17 protein-coding genes are annotated in these 17700 nt (G+C 65.0%); 11 read left to right on the top strand and 6 right to left on the bottom strand.

Annotated elements, in window-relative coordinates; translation table 11 throughout:
• Positions 1 to 4: 4 nt before the first annotated feature.
• The 3 genes from BM136_RS14105 to BM136_RS14095 form a co-directional block, all read right to left on the bottom strand.
• Positions 5 to 952, bottom strand: coding sequence for an arabinose ABC transporter substrate-binding protein (locus BM136_RS14105; protein ID WP_254775685.1), 948 nt, complete (start codon positions 950 to 952; stop codon positions 5 to 7).
• A 133-nt stretch (positions 953 to 1085) separates the two neighbouring features.
• Positions 1086 to 2099, bottom strand: coding sequence for a 2-dehydro-3-deoxygalactonokinase (locus BM136_RS14100; protein WP_027680539.1), 1014 nt, complete (start codon positions 2097 to 2099; stop codon positions 1086 to 1088).
• Positions 2100 to 2272: 173 nt separating this feature from the next.
• A complete protein-coding gene (locus BM136_RS14095) occupies positions 2273 to 3349 on the bottom strand; it encodes a porin (protein WP_092972429.1) in 1077 nt (358 codons plus the stop codon).
• Positions 3350 to 3524: 175 nt separating this feature from the next.
• Here BM136_RS14095 and gcvA point away from each other — a divergent pair, with 175 nt between their 5' ends.
• The 4 genes from gcvA (at position 3525) to BM136_RS14075 (ending at position 6428) form a co-directional block, all read left to right on the top strand.
• Positions 3525 to 4451: a transcriptional regulator GcvA gene (gene gcvA / locus BM136_RS14090; RefSeq protein ID WP_092972428.1), complete on the top strand. Its 927-nt coding sequence runs from the start codon at positions 3525 to 3527 to the stop codon at positions 4449 to 4451.
• Positions 4452 to 4528: 77 nt separating this feature from the next.
• Positions 4529 to 4948, top strand: coding sequence for a VOC family protein (locus tag BM136_RS14085; RefSeq protein WP_092972427.1), 420 nt, complete (start codon positions 4529 to 4531; stop codon positions 4946 to 4948).
• A 49-nt stretch (positions 4949 to 4997) separates the two neighbouring features.
• Entirely contained in the window at positions 4998 to 5747 is a 750-nt protein-coding gene (locus BM136_RS14080) for a 16S rRNA (uracil(1498)-N(3))-methyltransferase (protein ID WP_092972426.1), read from the top strand.
• A gap of 81 nt (positions 5748 to 5828) precedes the next feature.
• Positions 5829 to 6428 carry a YidB family protein gene (locus BM136_RS14075; protein ID WP_027680386.1) on the top strand — a complete coding sequence of 200 codons (600 nt, stop codon included), beginning with the start codon at positions 5829 to 5831 and terminating at the stop codon, positions 6426 to 6428.
• A 55-nt stretch (positions 6429 to 6483) separates the two neighbouring features.
• On the opposite strand, the gene BM136_RS14070 is transcribed toward BM136_RS14075, so the two are convergent.
• On the bottom strand, positions 6484 to 7428 hold the full coding sequence (locus BM136_RS14070) for a LysR family transcriptional regulator (RefSeq protein ID WP_092972425.1): 945 nt from the start codon (positions 7426 to 7428) through the stop codon (positions 6484 to 6486).
• A 201-nt stretch (positions 7429 to 7629) separates the two neighbouring features.
• Here BM136_RS14070 and BM136_RS14065 point away from each other — a divergent pair, with 201 nt between their 5' ends.
• Genes BM136_RS14065 through araH form a run of 7 tightly spaced genes read left to right on the top strand, consistent with a single transcriptional unit; the run spans position 7630 to position 16293 of the window.
• Entirely contained in the window at positions 7630 to 9366 is a 1737-nt protein-coding gene (locus tag BM136_RS14065) for an IlvD/Edd family dehydratase (protein WP_092972992.1), read from the top strand.
• A gap of 15 nt (positions 9367 to 9381) precedes the next feature.
• A complete protein-coding gene (locus tag BM136_RS14060; RefSeq protein WP_092972424.1) occupies positions 9382 to 10707 on the top strand; it encodes an MFS transporter in 1326 nt (441 codons plus the stop codon).
• 25 nt (positions 10708 to 10732) lie between these two features.
• Positions 10733 to 11662: a dihydrodipicolinate synthase family protein gene (locus BM136_RS14055; protein ID WP_092972423.1), complete on the top strand. Its 930-nt coding sequence runs from the start codon at positions 10733 to 10735 to the stop codon at positions 11660 to 11662.
• Positions 11663 to 11664: 2 nt separating this feature from the next.
• Entirely contained in the window at positions 11665 to 12603 is a 939-nt protein-coding gene (locus tag BM136_RS14050) for a Gfo/Idh/MocA family protein (RefSeq protein WP_092972422.1), read from the top strand.
• A gap of 53 nt (positions 12604 to 12656) precedes the next feature.
• Positions 12657 to 13661 carry an arabinose ABC transporter substrate-binding protein gene (locus tag BM136_RS14045; RefSeq protein ID WP_045204826.1) on the top strand — a complete coding sequence of 335 codons (1005 nt, stop codon included), beginning with the start codon at positions 12657 to 12659 and terminating at the stop codon, positions 13659 to 13661.
• A 58-nt stretch (positions 13662 to 13719) separates the two neighbouring features.
• Complete coding sequence (gene araG / locus BM136_RS14040) at positions 13720 to 15249, top strand: L-arabinose ABC transporter ATP-binding protein AraG (RefSeq protein WP_092972421.1); 1530 nt, start codon at positions 13720 to 13722, stop codon at positions 15247 to 15249.
• A 33-nt stretch (positions 15250 to 15282) separates the two neighbouring features.
• Positions 15283 to 16293, top strand: a complete 1011-nt coding sequence (gene araH / locus BM136_RS14035; RefSeq protein WP_092972420.1) for an L-arabinose ABC transporter permease AraH — start codon at positions 15283 to 15285, stop codon at positions 16291 to 16293.
• A gap of 92 nt (positions 16294 to 16385) precedes the next feature.
• On the opposite strand, the gene BM136_RS14030 is transcribed toward araH, so the two are convergent.
• Entirely contained in the window at positions 16386 to 17009 is a 624-nt protein-coding gene (locus tag BM136_RS14030; protein WP_092972419.1) for a barstar family protein, read from the bottom strand.
• Positions 17006 to 17437: a ribonuclease gene (locus BM136_RS14025; RefSeq protein WP_092972418.1), complete on the bottom strand. Its 432-nt coding sequence runs from the start codon at positions 17435 to 17437 to the stop codon at positions 17006 to 17008. Before BM136_RS14025 ends, BM136_RS14030 begins: the two co-directional genes overlap by 4 nt.
• Between the last annotated feature and the right edge of the window lie 263 nt (positions 17438 to 17700).

The following is a 17700-nucleotide window of genomic DNA, read 5'->3' as shown; positions in this document are numbered from 1 at the left end:
AAGATCACAAACCCATCTCTTGGCGGACGGCCTTTTCGTTGTCGCGCGTCATCAGGCGGCCGCTGGTCAGGATCAGCGGGTCCGGCGCCTTGTTGTTCTTGATCCACTCGTACATGTTCACCGAGGTCTCGTAGCCATGACGCTTCGGGCTGATCAGCACGGTGCCGAAGAAGCCGGTCTTCTCGGGCTTGGCAAACTCATTGAGCGCCGACTGGCTGCCGCCGATGCCCACACCGATGATGTCTGCCGGCTTCACGCCGTGGCCTTCCGCTGCGCGCACGGCGCCAAGCACGGCTTCGTCATTCAGGCCGAAGGCAATCCAGTGCTTGAACTTCGGGTTCTTGGTCAGGGTGATGTTGGCGGCGTTGAAGGCGGCTTCGGTATCCGTCTTGGCCTGCGGGCTGGTCAGCACGTTGGTGGCCGGGAAACCCGCTTTGGTGAGCGCTGCGACTGCGCCGTCGGTGCGCTCCTTGGCAGTCGGCAGTTGGTCATACGCAATACGGATGGCACCGACTTCCGACAGATTCCAGCCGCGCTTCTTCATTTCCTGCGCGATGGCGTCGCCCACCTGTTCGCCGATCTTCGTGGCCGAGATGCCCATGTGCGGCACCGACTCGATCGGCTTGCCAGCACCGTCGACCAGGCGGTCATCCACCGTCATCAGCTTGAGGTTGTTCTGCTTGGCCTTGGCCACGACTGCCGGTCCGAGCTTCACGTCGGGCACGCAGATCACGAAACCCTGCGCATGCTGCGCGCCCAGGTTGTCAATGGCCGTCAGCACTTCACCGCCGCTGGGCACGCCGATCTTCACCAGCTTGAAGCCCTTTTCCTTGGCGGCCTGGTCTGCGAACTTCCATTCGTCCTGGAACCACGGCTCTTCGGGCTGCTTGACCAGGAAGCCGATCTTCACGTCATCGGCTGCATGGGCAAACACCGAGAGGCCGCCGGCCATGGCAAACAGCGTGGCGGCAGCAATGGCCTTGAATGTCCCGCGTCGTTGTTGTTGCATGTTGTCTCCTTGCGATGCCGTCTTTGCGGCATCTGTTCTGCGTTGGATGAAAGATGGGATGGCGTACGCGCCCGGCTTACGCCACCTTCAAGGTTTTGACCAAGCCGCGCTCGCGTGCGATGGCGATCGCGCCGCTGCCGGCCAGGTGCTCCTGCTGTTCACTGCTCGTGACGGTGACCTTGCCCGAGAAGAAATCGTCGTCTGAGACCAGCACGGCGAGCGCTTCGCGCAGCAGCGGCTTGCCCGTGATGACGAACTGCGTGCCCGGATTCATGCGGATCGCGCTGCTGTTCTTGAGCGTGAGCAGATCCGCGCCCAGCACCGCGCCCAGCAGGAAGTTGGCCCGCGCATTGCGCTCGTAGATCGTGAACTGACCCAGCGTGCGCACCATGAAACAGGCACGCCCCAGTCCGATGCTGCTGGCGCTGCGCGCGCCGGACAGCAACATTTCCGGATCGACCTCGGTGGCAAAGTCGGAGTCGAGCGCGTCGGCCAGGATGGTGTTGTGCGTGATCACGTGGAGCAGCTCGCCGGCCAGCGTCGTCACACAGCCGGTGATGCGCTGGTCGGCGTCCAGATGCACGAACTTCGAGTGCGACCCGGGCAGCACGATCACCGCCGGTTCCGTGATGCCCAGACGCGAGACCAAACCCATGGTCTCGACCTCTTCGCCGCGCATCATGTCCATCGACTCGATGTTGTGCAGGCCAAGGTTGTCCACCGGATTGCGCACGCCCGGCACAAACCAGATCGGCTGGGCGCACACCTCGGGGATGCTCGCCTGCACCATCCCGGCCGCCAGGTCGCGCAGGCCGGCCGGCGCCATCAGGTGAGGGACTTCGTGCAGGCCGACGTTGGAGGTGATCATGCCGGACGCCAGCACCAAGTCGACCTGGCTCATGCCGAACCCGGCCTTCTGCAGCGCAGCTTCAATCGTGTCTTGCACGCCGCGCTGCAGCGTCGTCCGGTTGCCGGTGATGGCGGTGTCGCGCACGCCAACCTGGCGCGCAGCCTGGCAAAGCGCAACGTCGTCACGCCAGACCGTAACGCGTGTGTTGGTGGTACCGGTATCGATGGTGAGGATGTTCATGCGTGGCATTGCTTGGTGTGACTTGGGAGACGGCCCGGGTTAAACCATCCATGAGCCGCAGCGGGCGGCCCCAGGTTGACTTGAGAACTGCCGCCGCTCATGAGGACGTCGTCCGGAAACGGCAGCATCGCGGGGTCAATCTTGGGGGTGCGCACCACGATCATGAGCGGTTTTTAGAACGAGTGAACGATACCCGTATAGGCACCCAGCTGGTTCTTGCCCGGGGCCGGGTTGTTGTTGGTCGCCTCCACCGAGAAATTGGCGGTGGCGCTGTTCTGCACCGTGCCCACGCTCGCGTACAGCATCGTGCGCTTGGACAGGTTGTAGTTCGCGCCGGCCATGAACAGGTTGGCGTTGCCGCCGCCGTGGTTCACGTTGACGCGGTAGGCCGCGCCGATCAGCGTCAGCGCCGGCGTGACTTCGTAGTTGATGCCCAGCCAGTAGTGGTTCGCCTTGGTCGGGGCGCCCGCTGCCGCATCGGGCGCCGACAGGTTTTCATACACCGCAAACAGTTTCGCCTTGCCGATCGTGTACGTGCCGCCGAAGGTCGCTTCCTTCGAGAAGTTGAAGATGTCGCTGAACTTGCCGTTGCCGTCGCGGATCACGTCGTAGATCGCGCGCACTTCCAGCGGGCCGGCCGTGTAGACAGCGGACACGCCATCGCGGCGGCTGTTCGTGAACGAACCCGGTTGTTCGCCCAGGCCGGTCTGCAGGCCGATCTGGAAGCCGCCCCAGGTGGGGCTTTGATATTCGACGATGTTGTTCGCGCCCGGCCAGTTGCGCCCGCGCACGAGCGTGGCCGAGCCGATGAACTGCTGGCCGGTTGGGTCGAGGAACCAGACGTCGTTGCTGATGAAGAGGTTCTTGCCGGCCGTCAACGTGCCCCAGGTCGGGCTGGACAGGCCGACGTACGAACGGCGGTTGAAGAGCGCATCGCCGTTGGTTTTGCCCTGGGCCGCGCCGAAGCCGGATTCGAGCCGGAAGACCGCCTGCAGGCCACCGCCGAGATCCTCCTTGCCCATGAACCCGAACATGCTGGTCCCCCACTGGTTGTCGGCGGCGCGCCAGAGGCTGCCGCCCGGCGAGGTCGCGGTGGGGGCGACGTTGTTCTGGTAGTCGATGCCGCTGGCGACGCGGCCGTACAGCGTGACGTTGGTTTGGGCGAGGGCGGGAGCGGTCCAGCCGGCGAGCGCGAAGGTAAGCCCAAGCGCGCACGCCGACATCCCGCGAACAGCGGTGGTTCGATTCATGACGTCTCCTGAAATGTTTTTGTAGGCGGGGTCCGGTGCGTCGCGTGGTTTGAGATCGCTGGAGGCACACACCAGGCATCGTCACCGTCCCCAGGCGCATTTGTAGTCGGGGCCGCCTTAACGTGGCAAACTACAAATTCTTCGCGAGACGTTAAATTTTTCTTAACGAGAACGCATGCCACGGCGCCTCCCTCCCCTTAATGCATTGCGCGTCTTTGAAGTCGCAGGCCGTCACCTGAGTTTCAGCCGGGCCGCGGACGAGCTTTGCGTCACCAATGCCGCCGTCAGTCACCAGATCAAGCAGCTCGAAGATCATCTGGGGAAAAAGCTCTTCGCGCGCCGCAACAACCAGCTCACGCTCACAGACGCCGGCGAGAACTACCTGCCCCGCGTGCGCGACGCGCTGCGTGCGCTCGAACAAGCCACCGACCTGTTGATGGACACCGCCGACGCGCCCCTGCGCGTGGCGGTGCCGCCAACCTTCGGCGCCAAGTGGCTGGTGCCGCGGCTGTACCGCTTCTTCAACCAGCATCCGCACGTGCGCGTCGAGGTATCGACCGCCGACGTGCAGGACCACGGCCAGTTCGATCTGTGCATCGACGACCGGCAAGTCAACGCACCCAACCTTCGCGTCGAGTGGTTCACCTCCACCGATTTCTTTCCCGTATGCAACGCTACGTTGCAGGCCGCGATCCGGATGCCGCAGGACCTTGCCGCGCAGACGCTGCTGCACGAGCGAGGTGGGCGCCATCTCGCGCACCATCCGACGTGGCGGCAATGGCTCGACGAGGTGGGCGTGGCTCAGATCGACGCCACGCGCGGGCCAGCATTTTCCGAAGCGCTGATGGCCCTGCAGGCAGCCATCGACGGCCAGGGTGTGGCACTCGGCCAGGGCATCCTCGTCGAATACGACATCGCCGCCGGGCGCCTGATACGGCCGCTGGCGACCGAAGCCTCGCTGCGCCTGTCGTACTACCTGATCCATCCGCACCAGGCAGCCGAACACGCAGGCTTTGCGCCGTTCCGCCAATGGCTCGTCGATGAAGTGGCGCGCAGCGGCGGGCGGCCGCGCAACCAGTCTGCGGCAGGCGAGGTGTTTTGATTTCTTTTTGATTGTGGTGCGGCCGGCGCTCTACACTACCCGTCCCTGGTTGCATCGTGCCGAAGAAGGAGCCCGCCATGAGCTTCCCCCGCCCCGCCAACACGCCGTGGCTCGTCCCGTACCTGACCGTGCGCGACGCCTCGGCCGCCATCGCCTTCTATCGCAACGCGTTCGGTTTTGGTGTGCAGGATGAGGTGCACGACCATGGCCGCCCGATCCACGTCGAGATGACGTACCAGGGCCAGCTCATGCTGATGTTTGCGCCCGAAGGCGCCTTCGGCTCCACCGCCAAAGCCCCCGCGGGCGCCGGCTTTGAATGCCCGCAGAGTTTCCACCTGTATTGCGACGACGTCGACACCGTGTACCAGCACGCGCTCGACCAGGGCGCCGCGTCCATCATGGCGCCGCACGATGCCTTCTGGGGCGAACGCTACGCCGCCGTGCGCGATCCCGATGGCTACCGCTGGGGCCTTGCCTGCCGCCCCGCAGCGGCCTGATCGCGCCATCGCCCGATCGCCTGACCGATTCACCACAAGGATTGCTGTAATGGGGCTTCCCCGTTTTTTCGTCGACACGCCGCTCGCCCCCAACACCACCGTCACGCTGCCCGAGGCCGTCACGCGCCACATCCATGTGCTGCGCCTGGCCGCCGGCGATGACGTCTGCCTGTTCGATGGCTCCGGCCACGAATTCCGTGCGCGGCTCGACGCCATCAACAAGCGCGACGCCACCGCCAGCCTTACCGACGCCTCGCAGCCCGACACCGAAGCGCGCTACGCCATCACGCTCGCGCAAGGCATTGCCGGTGGCGACAAGATGGACTGGCTGATCGAGAAGGCCGTCGAACTGGGCGTCAATGCCGTCGCGCCACTGCAGACTGAACGCGGCGTGGTGCGCCTCTCCGGCGAGCGTGCCGCCAAGCGCGTGCAGCACTGGCAAGCACTGGTGCAGGCCGCCTGCGAGCAATGCGGCCGCGCCCGCGTGCCGGTGGTCGCGCCGGTCGCCACGCTGCGCGAATGGCTTGCCGCCGCCAAGTCGACCGACGCGCCGCGCGTGTTGCTGTCACCGCGCGGCACGCAGTCGCTCACGCAGTGGGCGGTGCAGTCGCGCACGCACATCGAAGGCAACGGCATCGTCTTGCTGATCGGCCCCGAAGGTGGCCTCTCCCCCGACGAAGAAGCGCTTGCCGAGGCTGCCGGTTTCTTACCACTGACACTCGGGCGACGTATTCTGAGAACGGAATCGGCGGCGCTTGTTGCCGTCTCCGCGCTGCACGCCGTGCTCGGCGAGTTCTAAGTTCTGACGACGAAACACTGACCGTTTGATCCCCCGGCGGGCCTTTCCCCCGTGCCCGCCATTGACCAAAGGAGCTTCATCATGGGTCTACTCGATTCGATTCTCGGCGGCGGCAATGACGCCAGCGGCGCGCAATCGTCCTTGCTGGGCAACAAGAAAGTGCTGCTGGCCGTGGGCGTGCTGGCCTACCTGGCAATGAAGCACAAGTCGCAAGGCGCGGGCGATGCGGCCGCGCCGCAAGGGCAGGAAGATCAGGGCGGCGGCCTGTTCGGCTCGCTGGGTGGCTTGCTCGGTGCGGCAGGCGGTGCAGGCGCGCTGGGCAGTCTGCTCGGCGGTGCAGGCGGAGCCGGTGGCCTGGGCGGTCTGCTCGGCGGCTTGCTGGGCGGCGGCAACGGCAATGCGGATCAGGCGGCGGTCAGTGGCCTCGGCCCGCTGCAACAAATCCTGGAACAAGCCGGTCTGGGCGAACAGGTCAAATCGTGGATCGGCAATGGTCAGAACCTGCCGGTGTCGGGCGAGCAGATCACGCAGGCACTGAGCGGCACGGGCGCGCTGGAAGAGGTGTCGAAACTGGCCGCCAACTTCGGCATCAACGAAGGCGATCTCGCCAGCCAACTCGCCGAAGGCCTGCCCGAAGCGGTCAACCACCTCACGCCGCAGGGCGCCGTACCGGCAGCCTGAACATCATCGCTGCAACGAAAAAAGCCCGCAATTGCGGGCTTTTTTACGAGAGCGCTCAACCCGCGCCGTAAGCTGTTCGGCCCGCGTCGCGCAGCGCCTGCACCACATGCAGGGCCGCCGGAGACAGCAACCGGTCCGTGCGCGTGATGATGCCGAAATCGTCCATCTGGCACAGCATGGCCAGCGGAAGAATCGCCAGCATGCGGTACGACGCGTAGTACTGCGCGACATCGGTGCCGATCACGGCCAGCATGTCGCTCTGCTCGAGGATGCGCGTCAGGAAGAGCAGCGCGGAGGTTTCCACCACGCTGGACGGCGCTGTCAGGCTCTCCCGCTGGAACATCAAATCGAACCGGTGACGCAACACGCTGCCGATGGGCGGCACCACCCAGGTGGCGGGCTGCACATCGGCCAAGGTCAGCGACGGTTCTGCCAGCAGCGGATGCCCCGGCCGCGCCACCGCAACCACCGGTTCGTCGGCCAGGGGCTCGTAGCGCAGGTGCAGCTTGTCGTGCTCGGCAAACAGCCTGCCGACCACTAAGTCGAGCTTGTCCTGCGCGAGGCGTTCGAGCAGCACGTTGCTGCTTTCGATTTCAAGCGACACCCGCAACCCCGGATGCTCGCGCGTGATTTGCGCCACCACGGGCGGCAACAGCCGCACGCCCGGCGAGGTGATCGTGCCGACCGCCACATGCCCCAAGTGGCCGGCCTTGAGGCCGAGCACTTCCTCCTGCGCCTGGTCCAGGCTGCCGACGACTGCGCGCGCGTGCCGGATCAGCGCATCGCCATAGCGCGTGGGCCGCATGCCGCGCGGCATGCGCTCGAACAGCTGCACATCCAGCATGGCTTCCAGCTCGCGCAGCAGCTTGGAAGCGGCGGGCTGCGTCATGTTGAGCGCGGCGGCGGCCCGGTGGATGTTGCCCTCCTCGGCCAGCGCGATCAGCAGCAGCAGTTGTCGCGTCTTCAGGCGCGCGCGGACGTACCAGGGGCTGTTCGACATCGGGTCTTCCTCGAGATATCAAATCGGATATCGGTCACGGCCAATATTTCATTGGAAGGATATCAGGGCGCTCCGTACACTCGGTCCGATCAAAAAACCACAACCACACCGGAGACAACGGACGTGCCGCGCGCACTGCCAAGTGCCGCGCTGCCGGTCGACGCGCGCGCCTCGACAACCACGTCCGTGACACACGCACCCATGTCGGAATCGAAACCCAAGCTGCGCTCGGCCCAATGGTTCGGCACTGCCGATAAGAACGGCTTCATGTATCGAAGCTGGATGAAGAACCAGGGCATCCCCGACCACGAATTCGACGGCCGCCCGATCATCGGCATCTGCAATACCTGGTCGGAACTGACGCCGTGCAATGCGCATTTCCGCAAGCTGGCCGAACACGTCAAGCGCGGCATTTACGAGGCGGGCGGCTTTCCGGTGGAGTTCCCGGTGTTCTCCAACGGCGAATCGAACCTGCGCCCGACCGCCATGCTCACGCGCAACCTCGCGGCCATGGATGTGGAAGAGGCGATTCGCGGCAACCCGATCGACGCGGTGGTGCTGCTCACTGGCTGCGACAAGACCACGCCCGCCCTGCTGATGGGCGCGGCCAGCTGCGACGTGCCGGCCATCGTCGTGACGGGCGGGCCGATGCTCAACGGCAAGCTGGACGGCAAGAACATCGGCTCGGGCACGGCGGTGTGGCAGTTGCACGAATCGCTCAAGGCGGGCGAGATCGACCTGCATCACTTCCTGTCAGCCGAAGCCGGAATGTCGCGCTCGGCCGGCACCTGCAACACGATGGGCACGGCCTCCACCATGGCCTGCATGGCCGAGGCGCTCGGCACCTCGCTGCCGCACAACGCAGCCATCCCGGCGGTGGATGCGCGGCGCTACGTGCTGGCGCACATGTCGGGCATCCGCATCGTCGAGATGGCAATGCAAGGGCTGACGCTGTCCAAGATCCTCACACGCGCTGCATTCGAGAACGCCATCCGCGTGAACGCAGCGATCGGCGGCTCGACCAATGCGGTCATCCACCTCAAGGCAATTGCGGGGCGCATCGGCGTGCCGCTTGAACTGGAAGACTGGTCGCGCATCGGCCGGGATACCCCCACCATCGTCGACCTGATGCCCTCGGGGCGCTTCCTGATGGAAGAGTTCTATTACGCCGGCGGCCTGCCTGCCGTGCTGCGCCGCCTTGGCGAGGCCAAGCTTCTGCCGCACCCCGATGCGTTGACGGTCAACGGCAAGACGCTATGGGAGAACGTCAAAAACGCGCCCATCACCGACGACGAAGTCATCCGGCCGCTCACCAATCCGCTGATCGACGATGGCGGCATTCGCGTGCTGCGCGGCAACCTCGCGCCGCGTGGCGCGGTGCTCAAGCCATCTGCGGCGAGCCCGGAGCTGCTCAAGCATCGCGGCCGCGCCGTCGTATTCGAAAACCTGGAGCACTACAAGGAACGCATCGTCGACGAGTCCCTGAAGGTGGATGCCAGCTCCGTGCTGGTGATGAAGAATTGCGGGCCGAAGGGCTATCCGGGCATGGCCGAGGTCGGCAACATGGGCCTGCCGCCCAAGCTGCTGCGCCAGGGGGTGAAGGACATGGTCCGCATTTCCGACGCGCGCATGAGCGGCACCGCCTACGGAACAGTCGTGCTGCACGTCGCGCCCGAAGCTGCTGCTGGCGGGCCGCTGGCCGCGGTGCAGGACGGCGACTGGATCGAACTCGACTGCGAAGCCGGCACGCTGCACCTGGACATCGCCCCCGAAGAACTCGCGCGCAGGCTCGCGGCCTACCAGCACCAGCGCTCGCATGGCGAGGCCGGCGGTTACCAGCGCCTGTACGTCAATCACGTGCTCCAGGCCGACGAGGGCTGCGACCTCGATTTCCTGGTCGGCTGCCGTGGCGCCGCCGTTCCGCGCCACTCGCACTGAGCGGGGGAAAGACCGATGGACATCTCCCAAACCGCAGGCGCCGTTCCGGCTTCGGCCGATGCATCGGAAGAGCAGCGCATCATCCGCCTGCTCGTGCGCAAGCTGATGCCGTTCCTCGCGCTGATCTACGTGGTGGCGTATATCGATCGCTCCGTGGTCGGCTTCGCCAAGTTGCACATGAACGCGGCGGTGGGCATCGGTGATGCTGCCTACGGGCTTGGGGCGGGCCTGTTCTTCATCGGCTATTTCCTATGCGAGGTGCCGAGCAACCTGGCACTCGAACGCTTTGGCGCACGCCGCTGGTTCGCGCGCATTCTGTTCACATGGGGCGTCATCACCATGGCCATGGCGCTGGTCAGCGGCCCGGTCAGTTTCTATGTGCTGCGCTTCCTGCTCGGTGCGGCCGAGGCCGGCCTGTACCCCGGCATTCTGTATTTCCTCACCAAGTGGTTTCCGATGCGCCACCGTGCGCGCATCGTCGGCTTGCTGGTGCTGGCACAGCCCGTCGCGCTCATCATCACCGGGCCGATGGCGGGGTGGCTGCTGTCGGTACCGGGGCTCTTCGGCATGTCGAGCTGGCAAACGCTGTTTGTGGTCAGCGGCCTGCCGGCCACGCTGTTGTGCTTGCCGACACTGCGTATCCTGCCGGAATCCCCCGCGCATGCGCGCTGGTTGCCCGCTGCAGACCGCGCGTGGATCGAGCGTGAGCTGGCCGCAGACCAGGCCGCCTATGCGCTGAAGTCGCACGGCAGCCCGCTCAAGGCGCTCAAGGATGTGCGCGTGCTGATGCTGGCGCTGCTGTTTCTGCCGTTTCCGCTGAGCATCTACGGCCTCTCGCTGTGGCTGCCGACGATCATCAAGCAGTTTGGCGTGAGCGATGTCGCCACCGGTCTGCTGTCGGCGGTGCCCTATCTGTTTGCCGTGCTGGGCTTGTACCTGGTGCCGCGTCATTCGGACCGCACGGGCGAGCGCTACTGGCACATCGCCACTCTGTCGGCGCTGGCCGCGCTCGGCATGGCGGCCAGCGCGTGGGTTCAAGCGCCCGCGCTGCAACTGGCCTGCCTCTGCCTGTTCGCGTTTTGCGCCTATGCAATCCAGGCCGTGCTGTGGACGCTGCCGGGACAGTTCCTGACCGGCACGAGCGCCGCCGTGGGCATCGCAACCATCAACTCGCTGTCCAACCTGGGCGGTTACCTCGGTCCCTATGGCATGGGCATCATCAAGAACGCCACAGGCAGCCTGTCTGCCGGCCTGTACTTCCTTGCCGCCGCGCTGGCATTTGCCGTGGCGATGACGTTCGTCGTTCGCACCGTGCTGGGCGCACGCCAGCACCTTTCCTGACACCCGTTACCCACTTCACGATTTCATGACCCGCAATAGCAAGCCGCGCTACCAAGGCATCTTTCCGGTGGTGCCCACCATGTTCACGGAAACTGGCGAACTCGACCTTGCCAGCCAGAAGCGGGCCATCGATTTCATGATCGACGCCGGCTCCGATGGCCTGTGCATCCTGGCGAATTTCTCCGAGCAGTTCTCACTGTCGGACGACGAACGCGAAGTGCTCACCCGCACCGCGCTGGAACACGTGGCAGGCCGCGTACCCGTGATCGTCACCACGTCGCACTACAGCACGCAGGTGTGCGCACAACGCGGCCGCCGCGCGCAGGACATGGGCGCCGCCATGCTGATGGTGATGCCGCCCTACCACGGCGCCACCTTCCGCGTGCCCGAAACGCAGATCTACGAATTCTTTGCGCGCGTGTCCGATGCGGTGGGCATTCCGATCATGATCCAGGATGCGCCGGCCAGCGGCACGGTGCTGTCTGCGGCGTTCCTCGCGCGCGTGGCCCGCGAGATCGAGCAAGTGGCCTACTTCAAGATCGAGACGCCCGGGGCGGCGGCCAAGCTGCGCGAACTGATCCGCCTTGGCGGCGACGCCATCGAAGGCCCTTGGGACGGCGAAGAAGCCATCACGCTGCTGGCCGATCTCGATGCCGGCGCCACGGGCAGCATGACCGGCGGCGCATATCCCGACGGCATCCGGCCGATCATCGAGGCGCACGCCCAAGGGCAGCACGATCTCGCGTTCGATTTGTATCAGCGCTGGCTACCGCTCATCAACCACGAGAACCGGCAGGCCGGCATCCTGGCCGCCAAGGCGCTGATGAAGGAAGGCGGCGTGATTGCCTGCGAGGCATCGCGGCATCCGTTGCCGGCCATGCATCCGGACACGCGCCGGGGCCTGATCGACATTGCCCGGCGGCTTGACCCGCTCGTCTTGCGTTGGGGGCGATAGCCATGCACGGTGAACTCCATCCTGTTTCGATCGGGATCGTCGGCGTTGGCAAGATCGCGCGTGACCAGCATCTGCCTGCGCTTGCCGCGCAGCCAGGCTTTACGCTCGCGGCCTGCGCCAGCCCGCATTCGCGCGTTGAGGGCCTGCCGCATTACACGACGCTTGAGGCCATGCTGGCAGACGAGCGCGCACTGCAGGCGGTGTCGCTGTGCACGCCGCCGCAGGTGCGGTTTGCCCAGGCCCGCGCGGCGCTCGCCGCAGGCAAGCACGTGATGCTGGAGAAGCCTCCCGGCGCCAGCGTGTCGGAAGTGGCCGTCCTCGCTGATCTGGCGCGGCAGCACCGCTGCACGTTGTTCGCCTCCTGGCACTCGCGCCACGCGCCCGGTGTCGAGGCCGCTCGGGAGTGGCTGGCAAGCCGGGCCATCGGCTCCGTCAACGTGCAATGGAAAGAAGATGTGCGTCGCTGGCACCCCAACCAGGCATGGATCTGGGAGCCGGGCGGCCTGGGCGTGTTCGACCCGGGCATCAACGCGCTGTCGATCCTGACCCGCGTGCTGCCGCATGCGTTCTTTCTGACGTCCGCCGACCTGTGGGTGCCCGCCAATCAGCAGACGCCCATTGCCGCCCACCTCGCATTCACCGATGAAAGCGGCACGGCCATCGCGGCGGAATTCGACTGGCGCCATGACGCAGGCGAACTCTGGCAGATCGACGTGACCACAGGCGACGGCAACCTGCGGCTCGCCCAAGGCGGCAAGCAATTGACCATCGACGGCGTTGAGATCGAGGTCGGCCCCGAACGCGAATACCCAAGCCTGTACACACGCTTTCTCGAACTGATCGCCAGCGGCGAAAGCGATGTCGATGTCCGCCCGCTTCAGCACGTGGCCGACGCCATGCTGCTCGGTCGGCGCCATCTGATTGATCCGTTCGTGCCGTGAAGCACGCCCGACTCACGTAGTGCCATAAGAGCCATTCCAACGAGGAGACAACCATGCAACGCAAACTTCGCCGCCTGACCCTATCCGCCCTGGCAGCCACCCTGTGCCTGGGACCGCTGGCCGCCGCCCTGCCCGCCCACGCCGACGAGCCGCTCAAGATCGGCTTCCTGGTCAAGATGCCCGAGCAAGCGTGGTTCATCAACGAACAGAAAGCCGCCACCGCACTTGGCCAGAAGGACGGCTTTTCGGTGGTGAACATCGGTACGCCCGATGGCGAGAAGGTGCTGTCCGCCATCGACAACCTGGGCGCACAAGGTGCCAAGGGCTTCGTCATCTGCGCGCCGGACGTGCGCCTGGGGCCGGCTATATCGGCACGCGCCAAGCACTACAACATGAAGTTCGTCACGGTTGACGATCAACTCGTCGACTCGTCCGGCAAGCCGCTGGCCAACGTGCCGCACCTGGGCATGTCGGCATTCAAGATCGGCAACCAGGTCGGCCAGGCCATCTCCGACGAAATGAAGCGCCGTGGCTGGAAGCCCGAGGAAGTGGGCGCGCTGCGCATCACCAACTACGAGCTGCCGACCGCCAAGCTGCGCACAGACGGCGCCACGCAGACGCTGCTGGCCGGCGGCTTCAAGAAGGAGAACATCTTCGACGCGCCGCAAAAGACCACCGACGACGCAGGTGGCTTCAATGCCGCGTCGCCGGTGCTGGCACAGCATGCAGGCATCAAGAAGTGGGTCATCTTCGCGCTCAATGAAGAGAGCGTGCTGGGCGGTGTGCGCGCAACCGAGCAGTTGCACATTCCCGCAGCCGATGTGATCGGCGTCGGCATCAACGGCGCCGGCGAGGCGTTTGCCGAGTTCCAGAAGAAGGAGCCGACGGGCTTCTTCGGCACGATTGCGGTCAGCTCGACCAACCATGGCAAGGACAGCGCTGCAAACCTGGTCGATTGGATCAAGACCGGCAAGCAGCCGCCGGCCGATACGCAAACCACCGGCAAGCTGATGGTGCGCAGCAATTGGCAAGAGGTCCGCAAGGAACTGGGCATTTGATGCAACGCGCGGCGCGGGCCGGTCCCCGCGCCGCATGAGCACCTGCAGAGAGCAACCGATGACAGTTCAATCACTTGATGAGAGCGGCCCGCCCGACGCTTCCGCAGGCGCCTATCTGAAGCTTGACGGCATCACCGTGCGCTTTCCCGGCGTACTGGCACTCGACCACGTCTCGCTCGACATCCGCCGCGGCGAGGTGCACGGCCTGATGGGCGAGAACGGCGCGGGCAAGTCGACGCTGCTCAAGGTGCTGTCGGGTGTCAACCAGCCGGAGGACGGCACGCTGTCGCTCGACGGCGTGCCGCAGCAGTTCACGAACACCCGCGCAGCCATCGCGGCGGGCATCGCGATCATCTATCAGGAACTGCACCTCGTGCCTGAGCTGACGGTGGCAGAAAACCTGATGCTCGGCGCGCTACCCAATCGCTTTGGCGTGCTCGACGAGAAGACGTTGATCGCGCGTGCGCTGCGCGAACTCGAACGGCTGGGCGAGAAGCTCGATCCGGCCCAACCCGTCAAGCATCTGTCGATCGGCCAGCGCCAGATGATTGAGATCGGCAAGGCATTGATGCGCGACGCCCGCGTGATCGCGTTCGACGAACCGACGAGTTCGCTCTCCTCGCGCGAGACGACGCAGTTGTTCCGCATCATTCGCGCGCTCAAGGCCGAGGGCCGCGCGGTCATCTATGTCACACATCGCATGGAAGAAGTGTACGAACTGTGCGATCGCGTGACCGTGTTCCGTGACGGCCGGCATATCGACACGTTCAACGCCGGCGCGAGCCTCGACCGCGAACGGTTGATCCGCTGCATGGTCGGCCGTTCGATCCAGGACGTGTATGGCTACAAGCCACGCCCGCTCGGCGAGGTGAAGGTCGACGTGCGCGGCCTGATGGGGCCTGGCTTGACCGAACCCGCTTCGTTCCGAGCGCATGCAGGCGAAATCGTCGGCTTCTTCGGGCTGGTGGGCGCGGGGCGCTCGGAGCTGATGAAGCTGCTCTACGGCGCGGTCAAACCCACAGCGGGCGAGGTTCACCTCAAAGGCAAGCGCGTCCAGTTCAACACGCCGCGCGATGCGGTGCGCGCGGGTGTAGCGCTCTGCCCGGAAGACCGCAAGCAGGAAGGCATCGTCGCGATCGCCTCGGTGTCGGACAACCTGAACATCAGTTGCCGGCGCCACTTCAGCCGCTTCAGCGTGCTGAACAACCGGCAGGAAGCGCGGACCACCAAGTCGTTCATCGACAAGCTGGCCATCAAGACACGCAACGGTGAAACACCTATCGGCAAGCTGTCGGGCGGCAATCAGCAGAAGGTGATCCTCTCGCGCTGGCTCGCGGAAGACATCGACGTCTTCCTGATGGACGAGCCCACGCGCGGCATCGACGTTGGCGCCCGCAGCGAAATCTACAGCCTGCTCTACGGCCTCGCCGAAGCGGGCCGCACCGTCATCGTCGTGTCGAGCGACCTGGCGGAAGTCATCGGCGTTGCCGACCGCGTACTCGTCATGAAGCAGGGCCGCATCGTCGGCGATCTGCCCAGAGAGCACGCCTCGCCTGACACCCTCATCAAACTCGCGCTGCCACGCTAGCGCGCGATTCACGCCCTCATGGAAACCGATCCTATGCAAACGCCATCCACCGAATCCGTGCCGGGCGGCCCGCCAATGGCCACCCCCGGCATCCCCAGCCGCGCCGCCCTCACGTGGGAGCTGGTCAACCGATCGGGCATCGTCGTGGTGTTCCTCTTGCTGTTCACCGCGCTGGCGTTCACGGTGCCCGGCTTCGTCAGCAGCCGCAACATCCAGGGCCTGCTGCTCTCCGTCACCTTGATCGGCTCCATCTCGGTCACGATGATGTTCGTCCTCGCACTCGGCGAGGTGGACCTTTCCGTCGCCTCCATCGTGGCGTTCGCGGGCGTGGTGGCCTCCACGCTCATCACCGCAACCCATAGCGTGGTGCTTGGCGTCGGGGCCGGCGTGCTGGCGGGCGGCATGGTCGGGCTCGTCAACGGCGTGCTGGTGGCGCGCTATCAGATCAACTCGCTGATCGTCACGCTGGCCATGATGGAAGTCGTGCGCGGCCTCGCCTTCATCACCTCCAACGGCGACGCGGTGATGATTTCCGAAGAGAGCTTCTTCGACCTGGGCGGCGGGTCATTCCTTGGCATCTCGTACCCGATCTGGAGCAACATCGTCGGCTTTGCCCTCTTTGGCTTCCTGCTCAAGAAGACGGTGTTCGGCAAGAACGTGCTCGCCGTCGGCGGCAATGAAGAAGCCGCGCTGCTTGCCGGCCTGCCGGTGACGCGCATCAAGATCGCCGTGTTCGTCCTGCAGGGCCTAGTAACGGGTTTTGCGGGCGTGATGCTCGCCTCGCGCATGAGCTTGGGCGATCCGAAAACGTCGGTCGGGCTTGAACTGGGCGTGATCTCTGCCTGCGTGCTGGGTGGGGTTTCGCTCACGGGCGGGGTGGCAACCGTGTCCGGTGTGCTGGTCGGCGTTCTGATCATGGGGTCAGTGCAGAACGCGATGAGCCTGATGAACGTGCCAACGTTCTATCAATACCTGATTCGCGGCGGCATTCTGCTGCTGGCGGTATGGTTCGACCGAATTCGCCGCAACAAGCGGGCGGGCTGACCAGCCGGGCAGCACATTCACAAGGCAACAAAAAAGCCCGCATTTGCGGGCTTTTTCATTTCCGGGCCGATCAACCGGTCGAGCGGCCTAGTTCATGCGAACGAATAGAAGACGCGGAACTGGACCTTGCGTTCGCCCCAGAATTCGGCCGCGTCGCGGAATACGTCCAGCAGCACTTCGCGCGCTTCCTTGTCGAACTTGGGCTGGCACGGCAGGCCCTCGAGCACGATGACAAAACCCGGCTGCGGGCCGGCCTTGTAGATCATGTCGGTCAGGCAGTCAGCCAAGGCGTCGAAGTTCTTGCCGAAATGCTTCGGGAACAGAAACTCGCGAGCAATCACGTCGAGCACTTCGCTCTTGGTGGTCGCAGCCGCGCAGTTGGCGTACAGGAAATGCTGGCCAAGGCTGGCCGCCGACTCGGCCAGATCCGCCACGCGAAACGCGCGGATCGACTGCACGATATTCGGACGCACCGTCTTGAACAGGTTCATGGCGTCTTCGCGAGCTCCGTCGTCGTCGGTCTGAGTGATGTCCTGCGTCATGATGTTCTGCGGTGCGCTTTGAGGCAACTTGGCCGCTCCGCCGACGCGTGCGCCGAGAGCTTGCATCCCAACCACACCGTCGTACAGATTTTGCGCTTTGTGCCACGCCTCGCGGGCCACGCGCTCATCGCGTGCGGTGAGCGAGTCGTCCAGCCCAAACATGTTGGTCGTCATCGCTGTATCCGTTGAAAACTGTTGTAGTGATCTTCCGTGTAGTAGCAATCGTTAGCCGCTTGCTGATTGCCGCCGCAGATGATGCGTCGGGCGCCGCGGTTGCGAGCCCCCCGCGTCTTCACGGTGTACTCGTGGTAATAACCACGCCGCTGCGCAGGCAAACGTCGTTCATAGTTGCCGAACGTGGTGCCATCTTTTGCATAGGGAAACGGGCCGCCCTGCTCAATCAGTGCCAGCGTACGCTGCGCCTCGTTGGGCAGGTCTGCCGGGCGAATGGTTCCCACGGCGGCAGCCATGCCGGTGGTGTCCCGAGCAACCGCATTGGCCGGCAAGCCGGTCACCGACAACGCAAGCATTGCCGTCAGCGCGCCACGCGCCATCGCCTGAGATACGGAGCGGCCGATCCACGCTCCAAGTCGCTTTGTCATCAGCAGGCCCTAACGGGAGAATCGCGCCGACCGAAGCCCGGCGCAGGTCACAAGCGCAGGTAGCTGTCCAATAACGACCGGGCAGCCGGTTTGCAGCTGAAAGCGAAGCGGCTCAATGCGTGAGAGGCCTAGCAGGGAATGACAAGTCGGGCGACTGCCGGAGACTTGGGGAATCCTTCCGCCTGCAAAAACCACTCATTGCGCGCACCGAATAAGGTGAACCAGTCAGACGTATCTACGGAAAACCTCTTTTTTCGACGCCG

Origin of the sequence: Ralstonia sp. NFACC01 (genome assembly GCF_900115545.1) — a bacterium.
GTDB lineage: Bacteria > Pseudomonadota > Gammaproteobacteria > Burkholderiales > Burkholderiaceae > Ralstonia > Ralstonia mojiangensis.
Note: the sequence above shows the minus strand (reverse complement) of the source record. Positions and strands in the feature narration are given on the sequence as shown.

Coding starts and splice junctions, on each gene's coding strand:
- BM136_RS14105 (WP_254775685.1), bottom strand. CDS start 952: ATGGCCGGCGGCCTCTCGGTGTTTGCCCATGCAGCCGATGACGTGAAG.
- BM136_RS14100 (WP_027680539.1), bottom strand. CDS start 2,099: ATGAACATCCTCACCATCGATACCGGTACCACCAACACACGCGTTACG.
- BM136_RS14095 (WP_092972429.1), bottom strand. CDS start 3,349: ATGAATCGAACCACCGCTGTTCGCGGGATGTCGGCGTGCGCGCTTGGG.
- gcvA (WP_092972428.1), top strand. CDS start 3,525: ATGCCACGGCGCCTCCCTCCCCTTAATGCATTGCGCGTCTTTGAAGTC.
- BM136_RS14085 (WP_092972427.1), top strand. CDS start 4,529: ATGAGCTTCCCCCGCCCCGCCAACACGCCGTGGCTCGTCCCGTACCTG.
- BM136_RS14080 (WP_092972426.1), top strand. CDS start 4,998: ATGGGGCTTCCCCGTTTTTTCGTCGACACGCCGCTCGCCCCCAACACC.
- BM136_RS14075 (WP_027680386.1), top strand. CDS start 5,829: ATGGGTCTACTCGATTCGATTCTCGGCGGCGGCAATGACGCCAGCGGC.
- BM136_RS14070 (WP_092972425.1), bottom strand. CDS start 7,428: ATGTCGAACAGCCCCTGGTACGTCCGCGCGCGCCTGAAGACGCGACAA.
- BM136_RS14065 (WP_092972992.1), top strand. CDS start 7,630: ATGTCGGAATCGAAACCCAAGCTGCGCTCGGCCCAATGGTTCGGCACT.
- BM136_RS14060 (WP_092972424.1), top strand. CDS start 9,382: ATGGACATCTCCCAAACCGCAGGCGCCGTTCCGGCTTCGGCCGATGCA.
- BM136_RS14055 (WP_092972423.1), top strand. CDS start 10,733: ATGACCCGCAATAGCAAGCCGCGCTACCAAGGCATCTTTCCGGTGGTG.
- BM136_RS14050 (WP_092972422.1), top strand. CDS start 11,665: ATGCACGGTGAACTCCATCCTGTTTCGATCGGGATCGTCGGCGTTGGC.
- BM136_RS14045 (WP_045204826.1), top strand. CDS start 12,657: ATGCAACGCAAACTTCGCCGCCTGACCCTATCCGCCCTGGCAGCCACC.
- araG (WP_092972421.1), top strand. CDS start 13,720: ATGACAGTTCAATCACTTGATGAGAGCGGCCCGCCCGACGCTTCCGCA.
- araH (WP_092972420.1), top strand. CDS start 15,283: ATGCAAACGCCATCCACCGAATCCGTGCCGGGCGGCCCGCCAATGGCC.
- BM136_RS14030 (WP_092972419.1), bottom strand. CDS start 17,009: ATGACGACCAACATGTTTGGGCTGGACGACTCGCTCACCGCACGCGAT.
- BM136_RS14025 (WP_092972418.1), bottom strand. CDS start 17,437: ATGACAAAGCGACTTGGAGCGTGGATCGGCCGCTCCGTATCTCAGGCG.